21 protein-coding genes and 1 tRNA gene are annotated in these 20,787 nt (G+C 60.6%); 16 read left to right on the top strand and 6 right to left on the bottom strand.

Annotated elements, in window-relative coordinates; genetic code table 11:
- Positions 1 to 117: 117 nt before the first annotated feature.
- From cyoA to cyoE, 5 genes are read left to right on the top strand one after another with little or no spacing between them, the layout of a single operon-like run.
- The gene (gene cyoA, locus EC839_RS15830) at positions 118 to 1,041 is read left to right on the top strand and encodes a ubiquinol oxidase subunit II (RefSeq protein WP_007160924.1); all 924 of its coding nucleotides are present in this window, start codon (positions 118 to 120) and stop codon (positions 1,039 to 1,041) included.
- A gap of 3 nt (positions 1,042 to 1,044) precedes the next feature.
- A complete protein-coding gene (gene cyoB / locus EC839_RS15825; RefSeq protein ID WP_132832780.1) occupies positions 1,045 to 3,033 on the top strand; it encodes a cytochrome o ubiquinol oxidase subunit I in 1,989 nt (662 codons plus the stop codon).
- Between the two features lie 4 nt (positions 3,034 to 3,037).
- Positions 3,038 to 3,652, top strand: coding sequence for a cytochrome o ubiquinol oxidase subunit III (locus EC839_RS15820; RefSeq protein WP_027600197.1), 615 nt, complete (start codon positions 3,038 to 3,040; stop codon positions 3,650 to 3,652).
- A complete protein-coding gene (gene cyoD / locus EC839_RS15815; RefSeq protein ID WP_007160921.1) occupies positions 3,652 to 3,990 on the top strand; it encodes a cytochrome o ubiquinol oxidase subunit IV in 339 nt (112 codons plus the stop codon). Before EC839_RS15820 ends, cyoD begins: the two co-directional genes overlap by 1 nt.
- Positions 3,991 to 4,001: 11 nt before the next feature.
- A complete protein-coding gene (gene cyoE / locus EC839_RS15810; protein WP_223855368.1) occupies positions 4,002 to 4,889 on the top strand; it encodes a heme o synthase in 888 nt (295 codons plus the stop codon).
- 70 nt (positions 4,890 to 4,959) lie between these two features.
- Here cyoE and EC839_RS15805 read toward each other — a convergent pair whose 3' ends face one another.
- The 6 genes from EC839_RS15805 to EC839_RS15780 all read right to left on the bottom strand — a co-directional run bounded on the left by EC839_RS15805 (position 4,960) and on the right by EC839_RS15780 (position 11,799).
- Positions 4,960 to 8,871 (bottom strand): pilus assembly protein, encoded by a 3,912-nt coding sequence (locus tag EC839_RS15805; protein ID WP_256681077.1) that lies wholly within the window; start codon positions 8,869 to 8,871, stop codon positions 4,960 to 4,962.
- Positions 8,868 to 9,473 (bottom strand): PilX N-terminal domain-containing pilus assembly protein, encoded by a 606-nt coding sequence (locus EC839_RS15800; RefSeq protein ID WP_132832779.1) that lies wholly within the window; start codon positions 9,471 to 9,473, stop codon positions 8,868 to 8,870. Before EC839_RS15800 ends, EC839_RS15805 begins: the two co-directional genes overlap by 4 nt.
- A complete protein-coding gene (locus EC839_RS15795) occupies positions 9,470 to 10,255 on the bottom strand; it encodes a PilW family protein (RefSeq protein WP_132832778.1) in 786 nt (261 codons plus the stop codon). Before EC839_RS15795 ends, EC839_RS15800 begins: the two co-directional genes overlap by 4 nt.
- 3 nt (positions 10,256 to 10,258) lie before the next feature.
- Complete coding sequence (gene pilV, locus EC839_RS15790; RefSeq protein ID WP_132832777.1) at positions 10,259 to 10,855, bottom strand: type IV pilus modification protein PilV; 597 nt, start codon at positions 10,853 to 10,855, stop codon at positions 10,259 to 10,261.
- Entirely contained in the window at positions 10,856 to 11,389 is a 534-nt protein-coding gene (locus EC839_RS15785) for a GspH/FimT family pseudopilin (RefSeq protein ID WP_132832776.1), read from the bottom strand.
- A gap of 336 nt (positions 11,390 to 11,725) precedes the next feature.
- Positions 11,726 to 11,799 (bottom strand) — tRNA-Lys (locus EC839_RS15780).
- Between the two features lie 63 nt (positions 11,800 to 11,862).
- Here EC839_RS15780 and EC839_RS15775 point away from each other — a divergent pair.
- From EC839_RS15775 to EC839_RS15725, 11 genes are read left to right on the top strand one after another with little or no spacing between them, the layout of a single operon-like run.
- Positions 11,863 to 12,723 (top strand): ParA family protein, encoded by an 861-nt coding sequence (locus EC839_RS15775; RefSeq protein ID WP_132832775.1) that lies wholly within the window; start codon positions 11,863 to 11,865, stop codon positions 12,721 to 12,723.
- 1 nt (position 12,724) lies between these two features.
- Positions 12,725 to 13,489, top strand: coding sequence for a hypothetical protein (locus EC839_RS15770; protein WP_177416746.1), 765 nt, complete (start codon positions 12,725 to 12,727; stop codon positions 13,487 to 13,489).
- The gene (locus tag EC839_RS15765; protein ID WP_132832774.1) at positions 13,489 to 14,190 is read left to right on the top strand and encodes a DUF2786 domain-containing protein; all 702 of its coding nucleotides are present in this window, start codon (positions 13,489 to 13,491) and stop codon (positions 14,188 to 14,190) included. Before EC839_RS15770 ends, EC839_RS15765 begins: the two co-directional genes overlap by 1 nt.
- Positions 14,187 to 15,599: a replicative DNA helicase gene (dnaB, locus tag EC839_RS15760; RefSeq protein ID WP_132832773.1), complete on the top strand. Its 1,413-nt coding sequence runs from the start codon at positions 14,187 to 14,189 to the stop codon at positions 15,597 to 15,599. Before EC839_RS15765 ends, dnaB begins: the two co-directional genes overlap by 4 nt.
- Positions 15,596 to 16,027, top strand: a complete 432-nt coding sequence (locus EC839_RS15755) for a hypothetical protein (RefSeq protein WP_132832772.1) — start codon at positions 15,596 to 15,598, stop codon at positions 16,025 to 16,027. The genes dnaB and EC839_RS15755 overlap by 4 nt, the downstream gene beginning before the upstream one ends.
- 1 nt (position 16,028) lies before the next feature.
- The gene (locus EC839_RS15750; protein ID WP_132832771.1) at positions 16,029 to 16,418 is read left to right on the top strand and encodes a hypothetical protein; all 390 of its coding nucleotides are present in this window, start codon (positions 16,029 to 16,031) and stop codon (positions 16,416 to 16,418) included.
- On the top strand, positions 16,415 to 16,654 hold the full coding sequence (locus tag EC839_RS15745; protein WP_044340809.1) for a hypothetical protein: 240 nt from the start codon (positions 16,415 to 16,417) through the stop codon (positions 16,652 to 16,654). The genes EC839_RS15750 and EC839_RS15745 overlap by 4 nt, the downstream gene beginning before the upstream one ends.
- Positions 16,651 to 16,929, top strand: coding sequence for an Arc family DNA-binding protein (locus EC839_RS15740; RefSeq protein WP_132832770.1), 279 nt, complete (start codon positions 16,651 to 16,653; stop codon positions 16,927 to 16,929). Before EC839_RS15745 ends, EC839_RS15740 begins: the two co-directional genes overlap by 4 nt.
- Positions 16,926 to 18,674 carry a ParB family protein gene (locus EC839_RS15735; protein WP_132832769.1) on the top strand — a complete coding sequence of 583 codons (1,749 nt, stop codon included), beginning with the start codon at positions 16,926 to 16,928 and terminating at the stop codon, positions 18,672 to 18,674. Before EC839_RS15740 ends, EC839_RS15735 begins: the two co-directional genes overlap by 4 nt.
- A 37-nt stretch (positions 18,675 to 18,711) precedes the next feature.
- A complete protein-coding gene (locus EC839_RS15730) occupies positions 18,712 to 19,488 on the top strand; it encodes an STY4526/YPO1902 family pathogenicity island replication protein (protein ID WP_093256025.1) in 777 nt (258 codons plus the stop codon).
- The gene (locus EC839_RS15725) at positions 19,485 to 20,780 is read left to right on the top strand and encodes an STY4528 family pathogenicity island replication protein (RefSeq protein ID WP_132832768.1); all 1,296 of its coding nucleotides are present in this window, start codon (positions 19,485 to 19,487) and stop codon (positions 20,778 to 20,780) included. Before EC839_RS15730 ends, EC839_RS15725 begins: the two co-directional genes overlap by 4 nt.
- The last annotated feature ends 7 nt before the right edge of the window (positions 20,781 to 20,787 follow it).

Raw genomic sequence — 20,787 nt, 5'->3', positions numbered from 1 at the left:
GCAATTTCTGCAATCCATCAGCCTGCCGCACGGATGCCTGTCCGTTGCGGAGCATGAGGCTGGCGACAGGCACGTTGAGAGAATAACCACGATGAGCCGCTCTACTGAGGTCGTGAGATGAAACTAACGAAGTATCTAAAACCAACCGGTTGGCTTCTGGCCGGTGCCGCCGCGCTGCTGCTCAGCGGGTGCGACGCCGTGCTGCTGGACCCGAAAGGCTCCATCGGCGTGCAAGAACGCAACCTCATCTACACAGCGTTCGGCCTCATGCTGATCGTGGTGATCCCGGTCATCGTGATGACCTTCCTGTTCGCCTGGAAGTACCGCGCTACCAACAAGGAAGCCAAGTACACCCCGAACTGGGCTCACTCCTACAAGATCGAAGCCGTGGTCTGGCTGGTCCCCCTGGCCATCGTGGTGTTCCTGAGCATCCTGAACTGGAAGACTTCCCACGAGCTGGATCCCTTCAAGCCGCTCGACCATTCCGAGCAGCCGCTGGTGATCGAAGCGGTCTCGATGGACTGGAAATGGCTGTTCATCTATCCCGAGCAAGGCATTGCCTCGGTGAACGAGATCGCCATCCCGGTGAATCGTCCGGTGCAGTTCAAGATCACCTCCGAGTCGGTTATGAACACCCTGTCGATCCCGGCCCTGGGCGGCATGATCTATGCCATGTCCGGCATGCAGAGCCAGCTGCACCTGATCGCCGATCATCCCGGCGAATTCGAAGGTCGCTCGGCCAACTACAGCGGCGCCGGCTTCTCCGACATGATCTTTGCCGTGCACGCGGTACCCACCGCCGGTGATTTCGACGCCTGGGTAAACAAGGTCAAGCAGTCGGGTGGCAAGACCCTGGACCAGGCGAGCTACACCGAGCTGGCCAAGCCCAGCGAGAAGCAGCCGGTCGCCTACTACTCGACGGTCGAGCCGGATCTGTTCAGAACGGTCATCAAGAAGTTCATGAAGTCCGACTTCAGCAAGCAGACCGATCACGTGATGGACATGAGCCAGCACGGCGGTCAACACGGTACCGAGGAATAAGTCATGTTCGGTAAATTAACTCTCGCGGATATTCCGTATCACGAGCCGATCATTCTCGTAACGTTCGTTGTGGTCGCCCTGGGCGGCCTGGGACTGGTGGGAGCGATCAGCTATTTCGGCAAGTGGGGCTACCTCTGGAAAGAGTGGCTGACCACCGTCGACCACAAGAAGATCGGCGTGATGTACTTCATCGTCGCCCTGATCATGCTGCTCCGTGGCTTCTCCGACGCCATCCTGATGCGTAGCCAGCAGGCCATCGCCTCCGGCGGCGCCGAGGGCTACCTGCCACCCCATCACTACGACCAGATCTTCACCGCCCACGGCGTGATCATGATCTTCTTCGTGGCGATGCCGTTCGTGGCCGGTCTGATGAACGTGGTGACCCCGCTGCAGATCGGTGCCCGCGACGTGGCCTTCCCCTTCCTGAACTCGCTGAGCTTCTGGCTGTTCGTGGCCGGTGCCGTGCTGATCATGATGTCGCTGTTCGTGGGCGAATTCGCCGCGACCGGCTGGGTGGCCTATCCGCCGCTGTCAGGCATCCAGTACAGTCCAGGCGTAGGGATGGACTACTATATCTGGGCGCTTCAGCTCTCCGGTATCGGTACGACCCTGACCGGCGTTAACTTCTTCGTGACCGTGCTGAAGATGCGTACCAAGGGCATGACCCTGATGCGCATGCCGATCTTCACCTGGACCTCCTGGTGTACTGCCATTCTGATCATGGCAGCCTTCCCGATCCTGACCGTGACCCTGGCGCTGCTGACCCTGGACCGTTACCTGGGCTTCCACTTCTTTACCGCGGAAGCCGGCGGCAACCAGATGATGTACACCAACCTGATCTGGGCCTGGGGCCACCCTGAGGTATACATCCTGATCCTGCCGGCCTTCGGCGTGTTCTCGGAAGTGACCTCCACCTTCAGCAAGAAGCGTCTGTTCGGCTACGTCTCGATGGTCTGGGCAACGGTAGCCATTACCGTGCTGTCCTTCATCGTCTGGCTGCACCACTTCTTCACCATGGGCTCGGGCGCTAACGTCAACGCCTTCTTCGGCATCGCGACCATGATCATTGCGATCCCGACAGGGGTGAAGATCTTCACCTGGCTGTTCACCATGTATCAGGGCCGCATCCAGTTCACCTCGCCGATGCTCTGGACCCTGGGCTTCATCGTGACCTTCAGCATCGGCGGCATGACCGGCGTTCTGCTGGCGGTACCGGGTGCCGACTTCGTGCTGCACAACAGCCTGTTCCTGATCGCCCACTTCCACAACGTGATCATCGGCGGCGCCGTGTTCGGCTACTTCGCCGGCATGATCTACTGGTTCCCGAAGGTCTTCGGCTTCAAGCTGAACGAGAAGCTGAACAAGCAGGCCTTCTGGTGCTGGCTGATCGGCTTCTATGTCGCCTTCATGCCGCTGTACATGCTGGGCTTCATGGGCATGACCCGTCGTCTGAACCACTACGACAACCCCGACTGGCACCCCTTCCTGGTGACCGCTGCCATCGGCGCCGGCATCATCGCCCTGGGCATCCTGAGCCAGCTGTGGATGTTCTACGTCAGTATCCGCGACCGCAATCTGCCAGAGAACGTGGACGTGACGGGCGATCCGTGGGATGGCCGTACCCTGGAATGGTCGACCTCTTCGCCGCCGCCCTTCTACAACTTCGCTGAAGTGCCGGAAGTGCACGACATCGACGCCTACTGGGGCATGAAAGAGAAAGGCATCACCGAGAAGAAGGATGCGGACTACAAGCAGATCCACATGCCGCGCAACACTGGCGCCGGTATCGTGATCAGCCTCTTCGCCCTGATCCTTGGCTTCGCCCTGATCTGGCACATCTGGTGGCTGGCCATCGCCAGCTTCGTGGGCTGCATCGTCACTGCGGTCGTCCGCAGCTACGACGACGACGTCGACTATTACGTACCAGCGGAAGAAGTGGCACGCATTGAAACCGCGCGCATTCAGTCCCTGGCGAAATTGAAGCAGGCCTAACCCAATGGCGAATCAAGTTATGCATAACGAAGTCGCCCATGCCGAGGAGCATGGGCACCACGACGCCGGATCGATGAAGACGTTCGGCTTCTGGTCCTACCTGATGACCGACTGCATTCTGTTCGGGACGCTGTTCGCGACCTATGCAGTCCTGAGCGGGGCCCATGCCGATGGCCCCTCCCAGAAGGACATCTTCGAACTGTCGTTCGTCCTGGTCGAAACCTTCCTGCTGCTGTTCTCCAGTATCACCTACGGCTTCGCCATGATTGCCCAGCATCATGGCAGCAAGGGTGGCGTCCTGGGTTGGCTGGCGGTTACCTGGCTGTTCGGTGCCGGCTTCATCGGCATGGAACTCTATGAGTTCAACCATCTGATCCATGAGGGCTATGGTCCGGATCGCAGTGCCTTCCTGTCCGCGTTCTTCGCCCTGGTCGGTACCCACGGTCTGCACGTGAGCTCGGGTCTGATCTGGATGATCGTGTTGATGCTGCAGATCTCTTCCAAGGGTCTGACCACCACCAACGTGACCCGCCTGTCGTGCCTGAGCCTGTTCTGGCACTTCCTGGACATCATCTGGATCTTCGTCTTCACCATCGTCTATCTGATGGGGGTGCTGTAATGGCGCACGACCATAACGCCCACGGGCATACCGCCGAGAGCCATGGCACTTTCAAGAGCTACATGGTCGGCTTCATCCTGTCGGTCATCCTGACGGTCATTCCCTTCGGCCTGGTGATGTTCCCCACCTTCTCCAAGGGCGCGACCCTGGCGATCGTGGTGATCATGGCGGTGGTACAGCTGCTGGTGCACCTGTACTTCTTCCTGCACCTGAACACCTCCGAAGAGCAGCGTTGGAACGTGATCTCCTTTGGTTTCACCGTGGTCATCGTTGGTATCTTGGTCGTGGGATCCCTGTGGATCATGTACCACATGCACCAGAACATGATGATCCACTGAACCGGGCCGACGTGATGATCAAGAAGTACCTTCTCGTGACGAAGCCGGGCATCATCTTCGGCAACCTGATCTCGGTTGCCGGCGGGTTCTTCCTGGCTTCCAAAGGGAGCATCGACCCGCTGTTGCTGCTGGCGACGGCTATCGGGGTGTCGTTGGTCATTGCTTCCGGCTGTGTGTTCAACAACGTGATCGATATGGACATCGATCAGAAGATGGAAAGAACCCGCAATCGTGCGCTGGTCCAGGGCACGATCTCCTCGAAGGTGGCGCTGGCCTATGCCACCCTCCTCGGCCTGGCCGGGGTAGGACTGCTGTACGTGGCGACCAATGCGGTCGCCACCGCCTTCGCGGTGATGGGTTTCGTGGTGTACGTAGGGCTCTACAGCCTCTGGCTCAAGCGCACCTCGGTATACGGCACCCTGGTCGGCAGCCTGTCCGGTGCCGCACCGCCGGTGATCGGCTACTGCGCCGCCAGCGGCCAGTTCGACAGTGGCGCTGCGGTGCTGCTGCTGATCTTCTGCCTCTGGCAGATGCCGCACTCCTACGCCATTGCCATCTTCCGTCTCAAGGATTACACCGCGGCCTCGATTCCGGTCCTGCCGGTGGCCAAGGGGATCTCGGTGACCAAGCGTCACATCGTCTGGTACACCGTGGCCTTCATGGCCGCCACCCTGCTGCTGACCGTGCTCGGCTACGCCGGCTACGTCTATCTAGCAGTGGCCGCCGTGATCGGTGCCTGGTGGCTGCGTCTGGCCTTCATGGGCTATCAGGCCGAGAACGATGTCCAGTGGGCACGCAAGCTGTTCGGGTTCTCCATCATCGCCATAACCGCCCTGAGCGTCATGATGTCGGTGGACTTCCAGATCCCGGGCGACGTGCTGCTGACCTACGCACGCTGAGACGCACCGTTCCATGAAAGAGCCCGGCCCAGTGTTGGGCTTTTTCATGCCTGCGTGAAAGCTGCTGCCGCTAGTCCTGGTTGGTGATGACGCGCCAGGTCTGGCGACGACTGGCGGGCAAGTCACCCCGCAAGCCATTCGGCGACTTGCTGTCGCTGCCATAGATCGCCGCGTCCGCCAGGGTCCCTTCCATGCTGAAAGTGCCGTCACCGTAGACGAACGGCACGATCCCACCGAGCAGACCATCGAGCTGGATACGTCCATAGACCGTATCCGTCCCCAGGTTGAACAGGCCGCTGTTGTTGCCGCCGGTGTAGGGATCCAAGGCATAGAGATAGGTGGTGACCCCGGCGGTACAGGCATCGGTGCTGGGAATCAGCGAACTCATCAACAGGGTGCCGCTGAACAGTTGGGGCTTGTTGATTACCAGTTCGCCATTCAAGGGCAGATTCAAATACCAGCCCTGTTTGCCATTGGTCGCCGTAGTGGCGTCATAGCTGACTGACGTCGTGGAAATGGTGTTCGCCGTACTGCTGACACTGGAACCGGCAGAACTGGTGTAGCTGATGCGCTGGTCGGTGCCCAGGGTCTGCTGCTGGAGGTTGGCGATCGTCAGTACCGAGGTACTACTGGCCGCCGCCCCATCGGTCTGGCGATCCCAGATGCCATAGAGCGTCATGGCCTTGCTGGTATTGGCGAGGGCATCGCTGGCCTCGAGATACTTACCGGTACCAAAGAGCACCAGATGTCCCGTTCCACTGGGATGAGCCACGACCAGAGGACTTGCGGTGATCGGCTGGACCACGTTGGTGGTACCAGGCGCCAGGCTACTGGCCTGGGCGGTATAGAGGGGTCGACCACCGAAGGCGACACGGAAATTGTCCGCCGCAGCCGTCGCGGTCAGGGAGGTGCCGATCAGGTCGAAGCGCCAGAGATTGCCGTGCAGGTCACCGGCATAGGCGTAATCGGCGATCAGGTCGCCATCGACATCGGCCACGAAGGGCGAACTCAAGCCGTTGGGTGTGGCGATGTTATCGCTGGCCGGCAAGGCCTTGATAAGGCTGCCGTCGGCCACGTTCATCACATAGAGCACCGCGTTGTCCTGCGCACTGTTGTAACCGTTGCTGACCACCACGCCCCAACCACCGGTATGCAGCCGGGTGATGATCGGCTGCGCGTAGGTGAAGCCCAGGTCCTTGTAGCTGGCATCCGCGTCCGACTTTTCCCAGAGCAGCACCGGGGCATTGGGGTTGGTGATGTCCAGGGCAAAGATGCCCCGCCCTCCCCCGCGCAGCGTGCCGATCAGCACAGTGCGCCAGGCCCCATTGACATAGACATCGCCCACCACTGGCGTGTTGTCGACATAGGACTGATGGCCCCCACCGTTATAGCTGCGCTCGGTCAGTCGATTGAGATTGCCGATGACCGCGCTCGGAACGAAGGCATAGACCTCCTGCCCCTGATCGTTGAAGGCATGCAGCATGCCGTCGTTGGCACCGACATAGATACGTCGCTCCCGGGACGCATTGGTGCTGCGGAACGTGGCGTAGGAGTTGTCGCCAACGGTCGCATTCATCAGGGCGATGGGGCTGTTGGGGCCGTCTACCACCACCGGAGAAGAATTCACGATATCACCGAGGATATGGCTACGCGGTCGAAACGCTGGCGTGGCCCCGGGCGATTCCAGACTGCGATCGCCGCGCAGATAATCCACCCGGCGACTGCCATAGGTGTCGGTGGCACCACCGGAGGCCTTGTTGAGGCTGAGTTGTTGATCGGCATTCAGATTCGCCCAGGCGAAATCGGTCAAGGCGCCGCCCTTGGCCATGTAGATCTTGCGAGTGCCGAAGCCGGTATTACCCGGAGCGAACCTGCCATCGAGTTGTTGAGCGGCGCTCCAGATCCTCGTCTGGGTGGTACCCGTGCGCTGATACTTGATGACATCCCCACTCCAGTCGGCGCTGGAAAAGGACGGGGAATAGGTAAAGAGCGCGGTGGTATCTCCTACCCGGGTGGGGGAAACGGTCTGGCTGGCCCCGACGCTGGTGGACTGGGTGATGCGCGTGACGACCTTGCCAAGGGAGTTGATCAGATCACTGGCATTTTCCGCGCTGAAGAACTCGCCGCGCGAATTGATCGCCGCGTGCCAGAGGTCATAGACATTGTTCTGATTGACCGAGTTGTCCGCACCCGCCACCGGCCAGGGCGTAGTACCTGCGGCCAAGCCAGCGTAGCCGCCGGCAAAGGTATCGCCATCCCAATCAGGATTGATCAGCGCACTGCTCAAGCCGATACCCACGTAGAACCCCGTGAGGTGCTGCCAGGTAGCTGGATCGTTACGCGGATTCCAGTAGGGCGAAAGCGTATTGGTACCCCGAACCTCATTGCTGGTCACTGTATTGTAGGGCGGTACCTTGTTGTCGAGACCGGGCTGGGCATCGGTGCGCCAGTAAAGAAAGGCCAGGTCTGCGAGAGTGCTGGAGGTAGTGTCCTGAAAAGGTGCCTGGGGTGCGTACTGCTGCCCGTCCGGGAGAGTTGCGGGAGAGCCGTCGACATTGCTGGAGGTATAGGCCGAATTCCAGATGCCATCGGTCACTACCAGACTGTAGCTGGCGCGACAGCCGTAGACCGGTGATTCGCTATTGCCCGGATCGTACGCATATGGACTGTTGCTACCGCTGGTCTTGAGCAGTTCGCCAACACGAGCAACCGCCTGGAGCAGCGGCGTGCTCTGGTTGTAATAGACATCTCCGAGCCAGGTGAAGAAAGCGGCTCGGTGCGCACCGGTAAAGGGTCTCAGTCGATTGTCGTAGGTGGTGGAATTGGAGTTGCTGATACCGCGACAGTTGGCATTGGCCGTTACCATGATGCAACTGTCGCTGGTTCCCAGTGCCTGCCAGCCAAGCCGGAGATTTTCTGAGGCATCCGCCAGGGCGAGGTTGGTCGAAGTTTGAGCCGCCAGGGCGCGACTGCGATAGAAGGAATACCAGTTGGCGAAGTTCTGCCTTTCGTCCGTCCCGTTGGGACCGGAAGAGCTGCCGACCAGTACCCGCCGGTAACAGCCCTCGGTCTGCGAGGCGACGGGAAGACAGGTGCTGAGCGTCGTATCGTAGAGATAGTAGTAGGCCTGTACGCCAGTGATGGCAGCAGAAATGTTGGTATTGGCGGTGACCGTGTAGTTGACCGAGGAAACCACCCCAAGCAGTCCATAGTCCACGTTTCGGGTACAGGTAACATTGCTGTAGGTGACTGCCGCCGTATTGGCAATGCTCGCGGTACAGCCACCGTTAAGCGCAGCTCCTGTCAACAGGCGCTCAAGCAGGGAGGCGTCACTGATACTGACTTGGGCACCGTTGATGTTCTCGGTGAAGCCGGCACCCAACAAGATATTGAGCAGCGTGAGGCTGCCATAGGTCGAGCTTGTTCCACGGTAAGTACCACTACTGAAAAAATCCTGAGACGGGTTCTCCGCCAGCATGCTCGGGCTATTGTTCTGCAACCCCGGGTTTCCGTAGGCATTACCCCGCGCCACATTGGGATCTGTAGTCACCAAATTAGGGTTATAGCTCCAGCTCACGCGGTAGTCGGTGGAGAGATTGACGCTACCCAAGCCAGGTCGAAAGCCATTGACATAGGCACTGGTGAAGCTGGTGGTCAAGCGGGTGCGCGTCAGTCCACCGGTATTGCTGTAGCTCACGGCGTAGGGCGCTGGATAGGTGATCGATGGGTTGTAGTAGAGGCTATTGAAAGCCGCCGATTTGGCGCGGCGGGTTGGTCGGATGGCATCGGTATTAGAGGCATCCGGCACCACCGCCATCTGCATGCTGGTGGAGTTGTCCAGGGTCACGAACAGATTGGGACCGACACTATTGGTCAGGAACAGTGGTTGCTGACTGAGATTCAAGGCAGCGGCCTGAGCCATCGGTGCGGCCAGGGTCAGTAGCAGGATCAGAGACCCAGTGCCCGACGCAGCTCGGCTCATGGCACCTCCAGGGCGACGACGCTCTGCAGTATTACCGGGAAGCGCTTGCCGCGATCTTGGGCCACGGCGGTGATCCGGAACAGGTTGGTGGCGGGCGCGGACACATCGACCGAACTGCTACCGATGGCTGTCACTACCCAGCGGGGTATCTGGGCGAAGGAGGCGCTGCCATCGGAGCCGCGGTAGGCAACCGTCCGCGTCGTAGGATCGGTCCCGCTCGCCTGGAGCGCCGCCGCTGCCCAGGTCTGGGTCAGGGCACCGGTATTGAGATCGCTGGCCTTGGTCAGGATGCACAGGTCACCAGTCGACGCCTTGGCGAAGGCACTGCGTACGGCTGGCACACTTTCCGGGCAGGTGGCGAAACCTGCACTGAAGGCGGTGAAGGACGGTTGCTGACTAAGGGCCACCAATCGCCGCTCGCCTTCGCGCAACGCCGCCTCCGCGGCATTGAAGGCCTGGGTGTTTTCCAGGGCGGCGCCGCCGCTGCGGGCTTGCAGCAGGGTCTGACGCATGCTGGAGGCGGCCAGCAGCGACAGCAGCAGCAACATCACCAGGGCGATCAGCAAGGTCGCGCCGCGCTGCCTGCCAATGACCGGACTCATAGCGCCAGATTCCTCAGGGTAACGGTGCTCTGCAGGATCTGCATGGGGCGATTGGTGTCCGCGATCTGCAGGCCGGTCAGGGTCTGCCAATTGGCAGCCGTGTTGCTGGCCACATCGCTGGTCAATGCCTCCGTGGTGCTGAGCAACGCCGCGTAGCGCACGGCGGGTGCATCCGCCTTGGGGGGGATGGACCAGCGAAAATCCTGCAGCCCCTGCACCAGCACCGCACTGCCCTTGCGCGTCAGCGCGCCCCCACGCTCGCTCCAGACGGTGCAGCTCAGGGTGCCCCCGCCGGGGGTATTGCCCGCGGTGTAACGCAGCTTGAGCAGCACGTTGCCGCCGGCATTGAGGTTCACCCGCGGGATGGGGTTGCCCAGACAGTCCTGATCCTTGCTGTCCAATGCGCCCTGATAGCGAATGCAGACCCCAGTGGGCGCATTGGCGTTATCCGTGGTCGCCGCGAAGGTGGCGCCAGCGGCAAAGGCAGGACAGCTGATGTCATCGGTATCCTTTACCTCACCGACCGCCGGAAAGGCTGCCTGGAGGCTACCTTGATAACGGATTTCCGCGCGAAAGCCGGTCCTTGCCAGTTGCCGGTCGAGCACTTGCAAGGTCAGCTGGGCGTTGTTGCGATTGCCGGTCTGGCCCTGCTGGAAGAGAAAGCTGCGCTTGTTGTTGATATAGATCTCCGAGACGCCCAGCACCAGGAAGGTACCCACGGTCAGGGCGATCATCATTTCGATGAGGGAAAAGCCCCTCTGTCTACACGGCTTGAGGTTCATGGCCTACAGCTCCGAGCGCAGGGCGTAATAACAGACGCCCTTGGGACAATTCAGCGAGTCGTTGCTGACGTCCTGCCAGGCCACTACCACCATCACCGGTGCCACCGCATTGGTCTCGCAGGCACCCAGCGGCGTCGTGTTACCTGTGGGATCGCTGGACGGCAGTTTCGGTACGCCGGACGCCGGACAGACTGCGAAGCTGCTGGCGATCAGGGCGTCCGTTACGGGTAGCAGCGCCTTTACCTGATTCAGCCAACACCCCAGATCCTGCCCCGCCACCGTCTCCCCGCCTGCAGAGCGATCCCGGGTCAGGCAGGTCTTGCCAGCATCAAGCGCCTTGGTGCGAAAGTTGGTACCAGGCTGCTTGATGTAGGCCCCGTCGACCTTGACCTTGTCGCTTGCCACCACCTGATCGCGGTTGCTGCGCATCAACTCGAGCAGGTCGTTGGCCAATACCATGGCATTGCTGCGCTGCACCGAATCCTGGGACAGCGCCACACTGCGGGTCTGCAGCGCCACCATGCCCAGCACGCCAATGCAGATGATCACCAGACTGACCAGCACCTCGATCATGCTGAACCCACCTTGCCAGCGCTTCATCTAGCTGCACCCCACGGCGCTAGCACGGTTGGGCACATAGTCGCTCACAGTCAGCACCCCACCCTGACTGAGGGTAAATTGCTTGCCCTGGGTGAGCGCATTGGTAGCGCAGACGCGAATGGTGGCTTCACCGCTGAGTTTCAGGCTGCCATTGGGTTGGAAGGTCAGACTGGTCAGGGGGGTACCTCCCATGGATCCGGTTCCGTTGACGCCGTTACCCAGCCCCCCGCTGTACTGCCGCAAGACTTCGGCAGTGGGCAGCACCACCGTCTTGGCCGTGGTGATCCTCAGCGCGCCCATCCAGCCGTTGGCATCCTCCGGATCGGTGGTGACGACGACATTCACACCGCGACTCATGGCTTCGCTGCGCGCGTAATAGAGGGCACGCTGCAACTCCCCCGCTGCCGCCTGGACACGGTTGCTTTGCACCAGGCTCGCGAAGCCCGGCGCCGCCAGCGCCGTGACGATGCCCAGCAGCGCTATGACGACCAGGACCTCGATGAGCGTGAATCCCGAGAGGCGCTTCGACTGCATCCCCACCGCCTGAAAACCTGTTACCTCACCTGATAGTAGTAAGGGCTCGGGCAGTCGCTATGACCGGCTATCGCTTCGATAGGCGCGGGTAACCACCTGGATCAAGGCGTTCGCCGGAGATGGGCGAAATAGAGGACGGCGGAGAGAATCGAGAGTGGCAGACCAGAATACGGCCCGCTCCAGAGTCTGCTCGAAACAGGGGGATTTGAGAGAGCAACTTAGTCCTGAGCCCTAGTGGGATCGGCGCCTCACAAGCAGAGGGACCAGATCTCGGACAGAGAAAACAGCCCCCCTGGAAACGCAAAAACCCTCCTTGCGGAGGGCTTCTGGTAAAAATGGTGGGTCGTGTAGGATTCGAACCTACGACCAATTGGTTAAAAGCCAATTGCTTTTGACCCATCACTGCACCCAGGCGCGACGCGCCTCTCAGTGAAAACAAGCGGCCTCTAATGAACCCATTAGAGGCTGCAAACTTGAAAACTACATCCAAGATTTCTGGCAAGGGCGGTACCGGAAAAACCACCTCGGTAGCCAACCTAGGCGCATTCTGCGCCGACGCCGGGCTCCGTACCCTACTGATCGATCTGGACCCCGTCCAGCCTTCCCTTTCCTCGTATTATGACCTCGTAGAGCCCGCCCCCTGCGGCGTCTTCGAGCTGATCGCCAGCAACGAGACCCGCCTCGATCGCATCGTCTCCAAGACGAATATCCAGAACCTGTCGCTGATCTATTCCAACGATCCGCACAACCACCTGATCAACCTCCTCCTGCAGGCGCCTGATGGCCGGCTTCGCCTGGCTCATCTGAAGGACATCTTCCAGGATGACTTCGACCTGGTGCTGATCGATACGCAGGGCGCCCGTACCGTGCTCCTCGAGATGGTGATGCTCGCTTCAGATCTAGCCGTCTCTCCCCTCCCCCCTGAAATGCTGTCCGCCCGTGAATTCAACCGCGGCACTCTCCAGATGTTGGAGGGGCTTCGGCCCTACGCTCGCCTTGGACTGCCGATACCGCCCATCAAAGCCGTCGTGAACGGCCTTGATCTCACCTCGGACGCTCGCCAGCTTGATGCGACGATCCGCCAGACCTTCAGAGATCATCCCGACATTCAGGTCACGAACACCATCATTCCTAAGGCGGTCGTCTACCGAGAGTCCGCGACTCGTGGCATCCCAGCTCATCGCCTTGAATACCGCCAGCCTTCTGACCGCAAGGCCCCAGCGGCACTGCAGGTCATACGTGACCTCGCCATCGAACTCTTCCCTGAGTGGGCTGATCGCTTTACGGCCATGAATGAGTCGGTTGTGCATGCCCTGGTGAGAGAGGGCAAGTGAGATGGCCACTCCCCAAGAGCATGATCTGACCCAGGCCACAGGTATCACTGCAGAAGTGGTGCTGGAACAGGGGAATTTCTACGACGCGAAGGATTTCCGCAAGGTGCAGACCGGGCTCTCCAGCGCGGCCCGCGAGCCTCGTTCGTTGACCCAGTACAACAACTCGATCCACGGCCGCCTCGGCGCGAGGCTCTCCCACGAGCAGCGCGAGCTGCTGAGCAACGCTGCTGCCCTCCTGGACTCGGTGAAGTACAACGTCGAGCACGCCAAGGAACGGAAGGCACGAGAAGAGAAAGCTGCTGCCAAGCTTCGTGAGCAGCGCGAGCGACAAGCGAAACAGCTGGTCGCCCAGCACTTCCAACTGCCGACCACGACGGTCGAGCAGCAAGTCGAAGTACTGAAGCTGTATATCGCCATCAGGACCCTCACCGATGGCTGGCTACTGAAGGAAGATCATCACCTTCGCGACATGATGCTTTCTCCAGCTCCACGCTGGACAACCACCATGAAATGGCGCCTGGACCAGGTAACTAGCCTCATCGCGGATCTGAAATCCTCAGTTGAATATCACCTTGTTTTCGTGGACCAGTCTCCCTCCCAGCGACTGGAATCCCTGCAGCAGCGCATCGCTGAGGTCCGGGAAGCGCAGCTCTCGAAGCCAGGTACTCAGGAGACCATCAGGATCTGGACCGAAGCGCTGTTGGAAGTCGCACAGGCCTCAGGCCCAGAGACGTCGATGGCTTCCTCTCAGGGGGGAGCCGCCTGATGGACGCCAACAAGCAGAAGATCCTGGAGCGCGTTGCCAAGTGCTTCGCGCTGGCCAAGGACGCCGGCGCCGCGCCAAACGAAGCTGAGATCGCGCTGCGTCAGGCGCGCAAGCTCATGCAGCAGCACAACCTCATGGACGTTGACGTCCAGGCAGTGCTGGCCAGCGAAGCAGTTGTTGCCACCGGCACCCGCAAAGCGCCCGCCCATTGGCTTCACCAGCTCGCACTGGTGTGTGCCCAGGCATTCGATTGCGATCCCCTGGCCTTTCGCGATCAGCGCCTGGGGTGGGCCTTCAAGTTCGTTGGTATCGGTGTCGGGCCTGAGATGGCCAGCTACGCCTATTCCGCGCTCCACCAGCAGCTCCTGGCCGCGCGCAAGGTCTTCGTCCGTAGCCAAACTCGCTGCAAGCTGGCCACCAAACGCCGTCGTGGCCAGGTCTTCGCCGAAGGCTGGATCGAAGCAGTCAGCGTCAAGGTCCACCAGTTCGCCAAGGGCAAACCTGATGAGACCCAGCGCGTCATCGATGCCTACCTGGCCCTTCACCATCCGGACCTGACGACCTTGGAGCTCGAGCACCTTGAGGCCAAAGGCCACGACGTGCGGGCGCGCTACCAGGGCTACGAGCTGGGGACTCAAGCACAGCTCCACCGCGGCGTTGGCCAGCGCCGCGACCAGGTAGCGTTGGGAGGTCGGTCATGAGCGTCGCTCAGCTCCTGCAAGCCACCGCTCACGATCACACCGAGCATGTCTCAGACGCTGAGCGCGTAGCAGCCGGCTTGGTCCCGCCTCACTCCCAAGAAGCCGAGCAGTCCGTCCTGGGCGGACTGATGCTCGACAACAGCACCTGGGACCTGATCGCTGACGTGTTGCTGGAGGAAGACTTCTTCTTCAGGCACCACCAGCTCATATTCCGGCGAATCGCCCTGCTCGCCTCGCAGTCGCGGCCCTTCGATGTCGTGACACTCGCGGAGGTGATGCCCGACGTCGACAAGGTGGGCGGCCTTGCCTATCTGGGGACCTTGGCGAAGGACACTCCCTCGGTGGCCAACATCGTCGCGTACGCGGAGATCGTCGCCCAGCGAGCGCATCTGCGCCGCCTGATCCTGCTGGGCTTTGCCAGCAGTCGCGAGGCCTCAGCACCAGGTGCCAATGCCGCCGAAGTGCAGGAGCAGACCGAGCAGCGGCTGTTCGCGCTTGGCCAAGACCGCAAGGGCGCCGAGTTCTGCAACGTCACTGCAACGTTGAGCAAGCTGATCGACACCATCGACGAGCGCTTCAACAACCCTATGCCGGTGACGGGCATTCCTTCAGGTCTTACCGACCTCGATACCCTCACCTCGGGATGGCAGGACACCGACCTGATCATCGTCGGTGCCCGCCCGGCCATGGGCAAGACCGCCTTCTTGCTCAACTGCATTACCAGGGCACTCCAGCATGCGCAGAACAAATCGGTGCAGGTTTACAGCCTGGAGATGCCGGCGGAGCAGTTGATGCTCAGGCTAGTGGCGATCATCGGCCGTATCGATGCCACGAAGCTCAAGAGCGGACAGTTGGAGGATGAGGACTGGCCGAAGCTGACCATGGCCGTCAACACCATCAACAGCTTTGGCGATCGCCTGGTCATCGACGATGAGGCGGGCCTATCCCCCACGATGCTACGGGCCAGAGCCCGTCGCGCCGCGCGCCGTTTCGGCCCGCCCGCCCTGATCTTGGTCGACTACCTGCAGATGATGCGCTGCGATGGTCAGGAGAACCGCGCCAACGAGATCGCCGAGATCTCTCGCTCGCTCAAGGCGCTCGCCAAAGAGATGAAGTGCCCTGTCATTGCGCTATCCCAGCTCAACCGGGGACTCGAGTCCCGGCCGAACAAGCGGCCTGGCCTTGCCGATCTCCGGGAGTCCGGCGCCATCGAGCAGGACGCGGACGTGATCATGTTCCTGTACCGCGACGAGTACTACCACCCGGAAACCGAGTTCAAGGGCATTGCTGAGCTGATCGTTGGCAAACACCGCAACGGCGAAGTCGGCACGGTCCGCGCCGCCTTCATCGCGAAGCAGACGCGCTTCGAGAACCTGAGCGCTCAGGCCTGGCAGGAGATGAACGCATGAACCTGCTGACCGATGCCCTCGTGCCCGCTACCGACGAGTCGCAACCCTCTCCCCTGCCCTTCCCCTCGATCGTTCGCCGGCGGGAGCCGGCAAGGAGCTGCTCGATGAGCCCGCAAGCTATGTTGTCTGGGGTTACTCACCAGTGCCGCCACTGCGGCCATCACTTCTGCCGTCGCTCCCTCACCCCAGATGAGCTCCTCGTCTGCAGCGTATGCCACTCGTTCGATGTAGAGCCCCTGGAGCCTGTAGAGCAGCCCGAGCCTGGCCCTTACCACGAAACCACCGTGGTATTCCGCGTCGCCGGCTCCCGCAATGACGCGGCAGGGCTGATCAAGACCCTGGACCTGCTGTTCAAGGACGATGGTTTGGCCGAGATCGTGGCCATCGAATCGGGCAACCAGCTCCAGCACCGGGCGGGAGGCCAATGACATGCTTCCCTATCACACCCCGGAACAGGATCTCCCCTCTCATACCGGTCGCGAACGTGACCGCCAGAGGCTGGATGCAGCGCTGAACGACTTCCTGGCCAATGGTGGCCAGGTCGTTGAAGTGAAGCCCACCGAGCGCGCCGCCGGCGGTCCCAGCTTCGTCATCAGCGCGCAGCGCGAAGAGCTGCGCCAGCTGGCCGAGGCCAAGCCGGCGACCGAAGCTTCCGACGAGGATCTGGTGCGGCTCCTTCGAGCCCGCGCCTTGCTCGGAGATACCCTGCGTACCGCGTCCAAGCGCCTACAGCAGCCCCTGGAGCGTTGCCATGCCCTTGCCCGGGCGCATCGCCTGCCTTTCAAAGTCGGGTACGTGAAAGGGGGTAGCCGCTCATGACGACGCCCGCCCATGCCCTACGCGGTGCCAACAAGAACCTGCAGGACCTGGTGGCCTTCGCCCTGGATGAGGGCTGGATCGTCGCTCGTACCAAGGGCGGCCACGTCAAGTTCTTGAAAGTCGGCTACTGCCCCATTTTCACGTCTTTCACGCCCAGCGATCGCCGCGCCGGCCTCAATGCCCGCGCCCTGCTGCGCCGCGCCCAGCCTATGAACGAATTGGACCAAACCCTATGACTACCGCAACCAAGCGCAAGCCATCCGTACGGAAATCTGCAACAGAGGATGAGAAGTTCGTCGTCCGCTTTCCCAAGGGACTTCGTCCTCAAATCGCCGAGGCCGCCAAGCAGGCCCATCGGTCGATGAACGCCGAGATCATCAGCCGCATGGGCCGCACGCTCGAGCTCGAGGATGAGGTCTTTCGCCTGCAGCGCGTCATCGACCAGCTGCTGGCCGCCAATGATGAGCCCAGCCGGCCCGCAGCTCGGGCTGCTCAGGAGATGCACGCATGAGCAAGCCCAGCAACGAAGCAGTCACTCAGCGCCTGTTGGCCGGCGGCTTTGCCGGATCGAGCGCTCCTGTCGCACGCCTGGCGGATCCCATCAAGGAAACGCCCATGGTCCTGACGTTAGACGAGATGGCGCCTTACGACCACAACCCCAGGACAACCCGGAATCCTCTCTATGATGAGATCAAGGAGTCCATCAGGGCCCGGGGACTTGATCAGCCTCCACCTGTAACCAGGCGCCCGGGTGAAGAGAAATTCATCATTCGTACTGGTGGTAATACGCGTCTGGAAATTCTCAATGACCTTTGGAGGGAGACCAAAGACGAGCGGTACTACCGTGTCCATTGTCTCTTTCGCCCTTGGTCTGATCGCGGTGAGATCGTCTCGCTAACTGGTCATCTGGCTGAGAATGATCTACGCGGAAACCTGATGTTCATTGAGCGTGCTGTGCACCTAGAGGCCATCAAGCAGCATTACCTGATGGAGTCTGGTGGATCTCTTTCCCTCAGAGAGTTTTCCCGCAAACTCAAAGAAGACGGTTACTCCATCTCGCACTCGCATCTTTCCAAAATGCAGGAAGCGGTGCGGATCCTGCTGCCAGCAGTACCTAGTCTCCTTTATTCAGGGTTAGGTAAGCCCCAGATCGAGAAAATTCTTGCGCTTCGTAGTGCGGCCTTGCAAGCCTGGTGCAAGTACAAAGGAACGGAAGACGATTTCTACATCCTTTTTCAGGAGGTGTTGAACAACTTCGATGGCCACACCGACAACTTCGTATTCGAGTCCATCCAGGATGAGCTGATAGGCCAGATCCGTAGGGCTCTCGATGTCGGCTATGAAGAAGTACTTGGGGCGATCCTTGACCATCAAGACAGCAGCCGCCGCTCGCAGCTCGTAGGGGTGCAGGTACCCGATGGCCAGGCTCCGCAGGTTCCTGCTACCAGTGCTATAGCTTCCGCCCCTGGCAACAGCCCCCCGCTCGAACAATCACCTGAAACGCCCAGCAAGCAGAAGCAGGGAGCTGCCTCCCCTTCCACACCACCGCCACTACCTGAGCGTACGGGTGGTTCAGGCGCAATCGACACCACTCCCATGCAGCACACTCCGCCGGATCCCGAGCAGCTCTCCGAGGAAGAACGTGCCGCTCGCCTGAACGGCCACATCGTCACGCCCGATGGCATCGGTCAGAAGGTAAGGGACGTTCAGCGCCGCATTGCGGCCGAGCACGGCGAAACCCTGCCTGACTTCAACAGTGATGCCCTGCGCGCCATCCCTGTCCAGGCCGGCGGCCTGCATGCCATCTCGGACGTCTGGTACATCGAGCGCAACACCGATACCCCTGAGGAGTTGCGTAAGGTCCTGAGAACGCTGGTCTTCGAAATTGCCCAGCTGTGCGACGTTCCGGGTGAGCTGCTCAATCCCACCGATTTCGCGCTTGGTTTCACGCTTTCTACCCCTCAGTCAGAGCTGACCGCACGCGGAACGACATCCTGGCAATTCCTGCAGTCCTTGACGGGCATGTACAGCTACGTGGTGTCGCGTGCTCCAGAAAACGCTGAGGCACTCACGGCAAGCATCGCGGAAGAGAACGCGACCTTTGCCTTGAGCTTGGGCCAGTTGCTTCTTGGCGATCCCCTTTTCGATAGCAAGCCAGCCAGCACCGAAGGCCGCATGACCGATGCCGCCGTCGTGAAGCTGTTCCGGGTGATCCGTCTCGCCCGCCGGCTGATCGAACTCGAGGCCGGGCAGTAGCCCGGTCACCTTCTGGACCTGCATTAGGAAGTCGCATATGTCCACGAAGTACAACCCCATGAATCAGGCGCTGATGGATCTGATCCTCCATCACCTGCGCAACGGCCAGGTCCAGCGCTGCCTGGATATTGGCCTGGACGTCGAAGTCTTGAACCTGCTGCGTCAGCCCCAGGCTCACAGCATCCTGAAAAATGCCCCGGCGCGCTGGTGCAAGATCCAGATCGATCTCGACATGGTCAAGAAGCTCCTGGAGAACTGCGAACGCGATGAGCGCGAGACCCGCCTCGTGCATCGCGCCATTCAGCTGGGTGCCACCAACGGCATGATCCGCGAGTTCTTCGGCATGGCCCCCAGCGAGATCAGCGTGGTGCGCCAGCTTCTGAACGTCCCCGGTCGCTCCGGCCGGGTAGCAGGGCTCAACGATACCGATCAGGTGTGGTATCGCTTTCTGGACCTGATGAGCGCTCATGAGGTGGATCACAAGGACGCCATCGCTCTGCTCGACATCTGCATGATGATCACCGAGGAGCTCAACGGCCCGTTCGAGTCCATCAAGGACAAGCACGATCAGATCACCCTTGGCCTCATCTGGAATCTCGTACAGACCTGGCTCAACGAAGGCCTATACCCGCCCAAGATTGCCCGGGCACCGCTCTTGCTGATTTCAGATGCTCGGAAGCGGCGTGATCGGCAGCTTGGTGATGAGCAAGCCGCTGGCGATGCCCTGCCCCAGGTACAAGAAGAGGATCAGTCCGCTGCCCTTGGGCAAATGAGCTTGATCGAGCTGGATTCGGCAGAAGGCGACAATAGGTGAAAACCACTGCTCCACGCGGCTCCCATCTACTCGGTCGCGCCCTGGACGTTGCAGCGTCACACCTGAACGTCCATGTCCAAGCACAGCGCGACTACAAGCAAAAAACCGGCGAAGACCTACCCAAGGAATTCGCCGGCATCGTTTTCAGCGGTAACCCTCACGAGACCGTTCCTCGCCGACTGCTGCTCGATGATCGGCTCTCGCCCCTAGAGCGCAACGCCTGGCAGGTGTTTCGCCTGCTCATGAACGGTGATGGGGTCACTGCGTTCCCGACCTACGATCAGCTGCGCCCCTACCTGGGCAACAACCCAGGCCGTCCTGCTTCGCGTGAGACCGTGGCCAAGGCCTTGACTGTACTGCGCCTGACTCGCTGGCTGAGCCTCGGCCGCCGTGTTCGCGACGCGATTACCGGCCAGGTCCAAGGCAACATCTACATCCTTCACGACGAGCCCGTGGCCTACTCCGAGGCCATCCAACTCGATCACGACTTTTTGCCACTCGTGGCTAATGGCCTCGAGCACACCAACACCTCAGTCCGCGAGATCGCCGGCCTGACCTTTGACGAGATGCTGGTCAGCGAGACCCAGGACCTGCCCACCCGCGTGGAAGTGTTCAGAGAGCGCTTTCGCGCCCAGGGGCTTGAAGATCCGGCACGTGCAGCGACACCTCCCGCTGAGTTCGGATTCCGAACTCCGGTGTTGGCAGCTATGAATTACCTGAGTTCGGATTCCGAACTCAGTCAAAAAAGCACTGTTGATCAGGCCTTGAGCCTCAGTTCGGATTCCGAACTCAGTGCAAATCAGGGGGTTTCGCCCTTAGTTCGGAATCCGAACTCATCTAGTACGTATACGAATACAAATACTGATGTATCTAAAAGCTCTGTACTGCGCGAGCAGGCAGAAGTGGACCTTGTGTGGCCGAGTGCCTATCAGCAGATGACGTCGGAGCAACAGCAGCGAGCCCAGCTCGTGATCCTGGCTGTTCCCGCTGACATTCGGATGCCCCTTGTGAAGCAATGGGGCGTTCGCTGTGCTTCGGGCAAGGTAGCAAAGCCTTTTGGCTACCTGATGAAACTCATCCAGAAGGCCCAGACCGGTGACTTCAACTCCGATTGGCAGCCAACCGCAGTTCAATCAGCAGGTCCAGCCATGCCGAGCCAGGCCCCTTCGCTGACAATTCCAAGATTCGAGCCGGCCGCTGTCCAGCCCAAAGCTGTCAGCGATGCACAAACCGGGAATGAAGTGCTCAAGAGCATCCGGAGGTCGATGGGCCGGGGAGTAGGTGAGCAATGAAGCCACT

It is taken from the genome of Pseudomonas sp. JUb52 (assembly GCF_004341115.1).
GTDB lineage: Bacteria > Pseudomonadota > Gammaproteobacteria > Pseudomonadales > Pseudomonadaceae > Chryseomonas > Chryseomonas oryzihabitans.
Note: the sequence above shows the minus strand (reverse complement) of the source record. Positions and strands in the feature narration are given on the sequence as shown.

Bases quoted from the DNA above. Each gene is read 5' to 3' on its own strand.
- cyoA (WP_007160924.1), top strand. From the start codon at position 118: ATGAAACTAACGAAGTATCTAAAACCAACCGGTTGGCTTCTGGCCGGT.
- cyoB (WP_132832780.1), top strand. From the start codon at position 1,045: ATGTTCGGTAAATTAACTCTCGCGGATATTCCGTATCACGAGCCGATC.
- EC839_RS15820 (WP_027600197.1), top strand. From the start codon at position 3,038: ATGGCGAATCAAGTTATGCATAACGAAGTCGCCCATGCCGAGGAGCAT.
- cyoD (WP_007160921.1), top strand. From the start codon at position 3,652: ATGGCGCACGACCATAACGCCCACGGGCATACCGCCGAGAGCCATGGC.
- EC839_RS15805 (WP_256681077.1), bottom strand. From the start codon at position 8,871: ATGAGCCGAGCTGCGTCGGGCACTGGGTCTCTGATCCTGCTACTGACC.
- EC839_RS15800 (WP_132832779.1), bottom strand. From the start codon at position 9,473: ATGAGTCCGGTCATTGGCAGGCAGCGCGGCGCGACCTTGCTGATCGCC.
- EC839_RS15795 (WP_132832778.1), bottom strand. From the start codon at position 10,255: ATGAACCTCAAGCCGTGTAGACAGAGGGGCTTTTCCCTCATCGAAATG.
- pilV (WP_132832777.1), bottom strand. From the start codon at position 10,855: ATGAAGCGCTGGCAAGGTGGGTTCAGCATGATCGAGGTGCTGGTCAGT.
- EC839_RS15785 (WP_132832776.1), bottom strand. From the start codon at position 11,389: ATGCAGTCGAAGCGCCTCTCGGGATTCACGCTCATCGAGGTCCTGGTC.
- EC839_RS15770 (WP_177416746.1), top strand. From the start codon at position 12,725: ATGGCCACTCCCCAAGAGCATGATCTGACCCAGGCCACAGGTATCACT.
- EC839_RS15765 (WP_132832774.1), top strand. From the start codon at position 13,489: ATGGACGCCAACAAGCAGAAGATCCTGGAGCGCGTTGCCAAGTGCTTC.
- dnaB (WP_132832773.1), top strand. From the start codon at position 14,187: ATGAGCGTCGCTCAGCTCCTGCAAGCCACCGCTCACGATCACACCGAG.
- EC839_RS15755 (WP_132832772.1), top strand. From the start codon at position 15,596: ATGAACCTGCTGACCGATGCCCTCGTGCCCGCTACCGACGAGTCGCAA.
- EC839_RS15750 (WP_132832771.1), top strand. From the start codon at position 16,029: ATGCTTCCCTATCACACCCCGGAACAGGATCTCCCCTCTCATACCGGT.
- EC839_RS15745 (WP_044340809.1), top strand. From the start codon at position 16,415: ATGACGACGCCCGCCCATGCCCTACGCGGTGCCAACAAGAACCTGCAG.
- EC839_RS15740 (WP_132832770.1), top strand. From the start codon at position 16,651: ATGACTACCGCAACCAAGCGCAAGCCATCCGTACGGAAATCTGCAACA.
- EC839_RS15735 (WP_132832769.1), top strand. From the start codon at position 16,926: ATGAGCAAGCCCAGCAACGAAGCAGTCACTCAGCGCCTGTTGGCCGGC.
- EC839_RS15730 (WP_093256025.1), top strand. From the start codon at position 18,712: ATGTCCACGAAGTACAACCCCATGAATCAGGCGCTGATGGATCTGATC.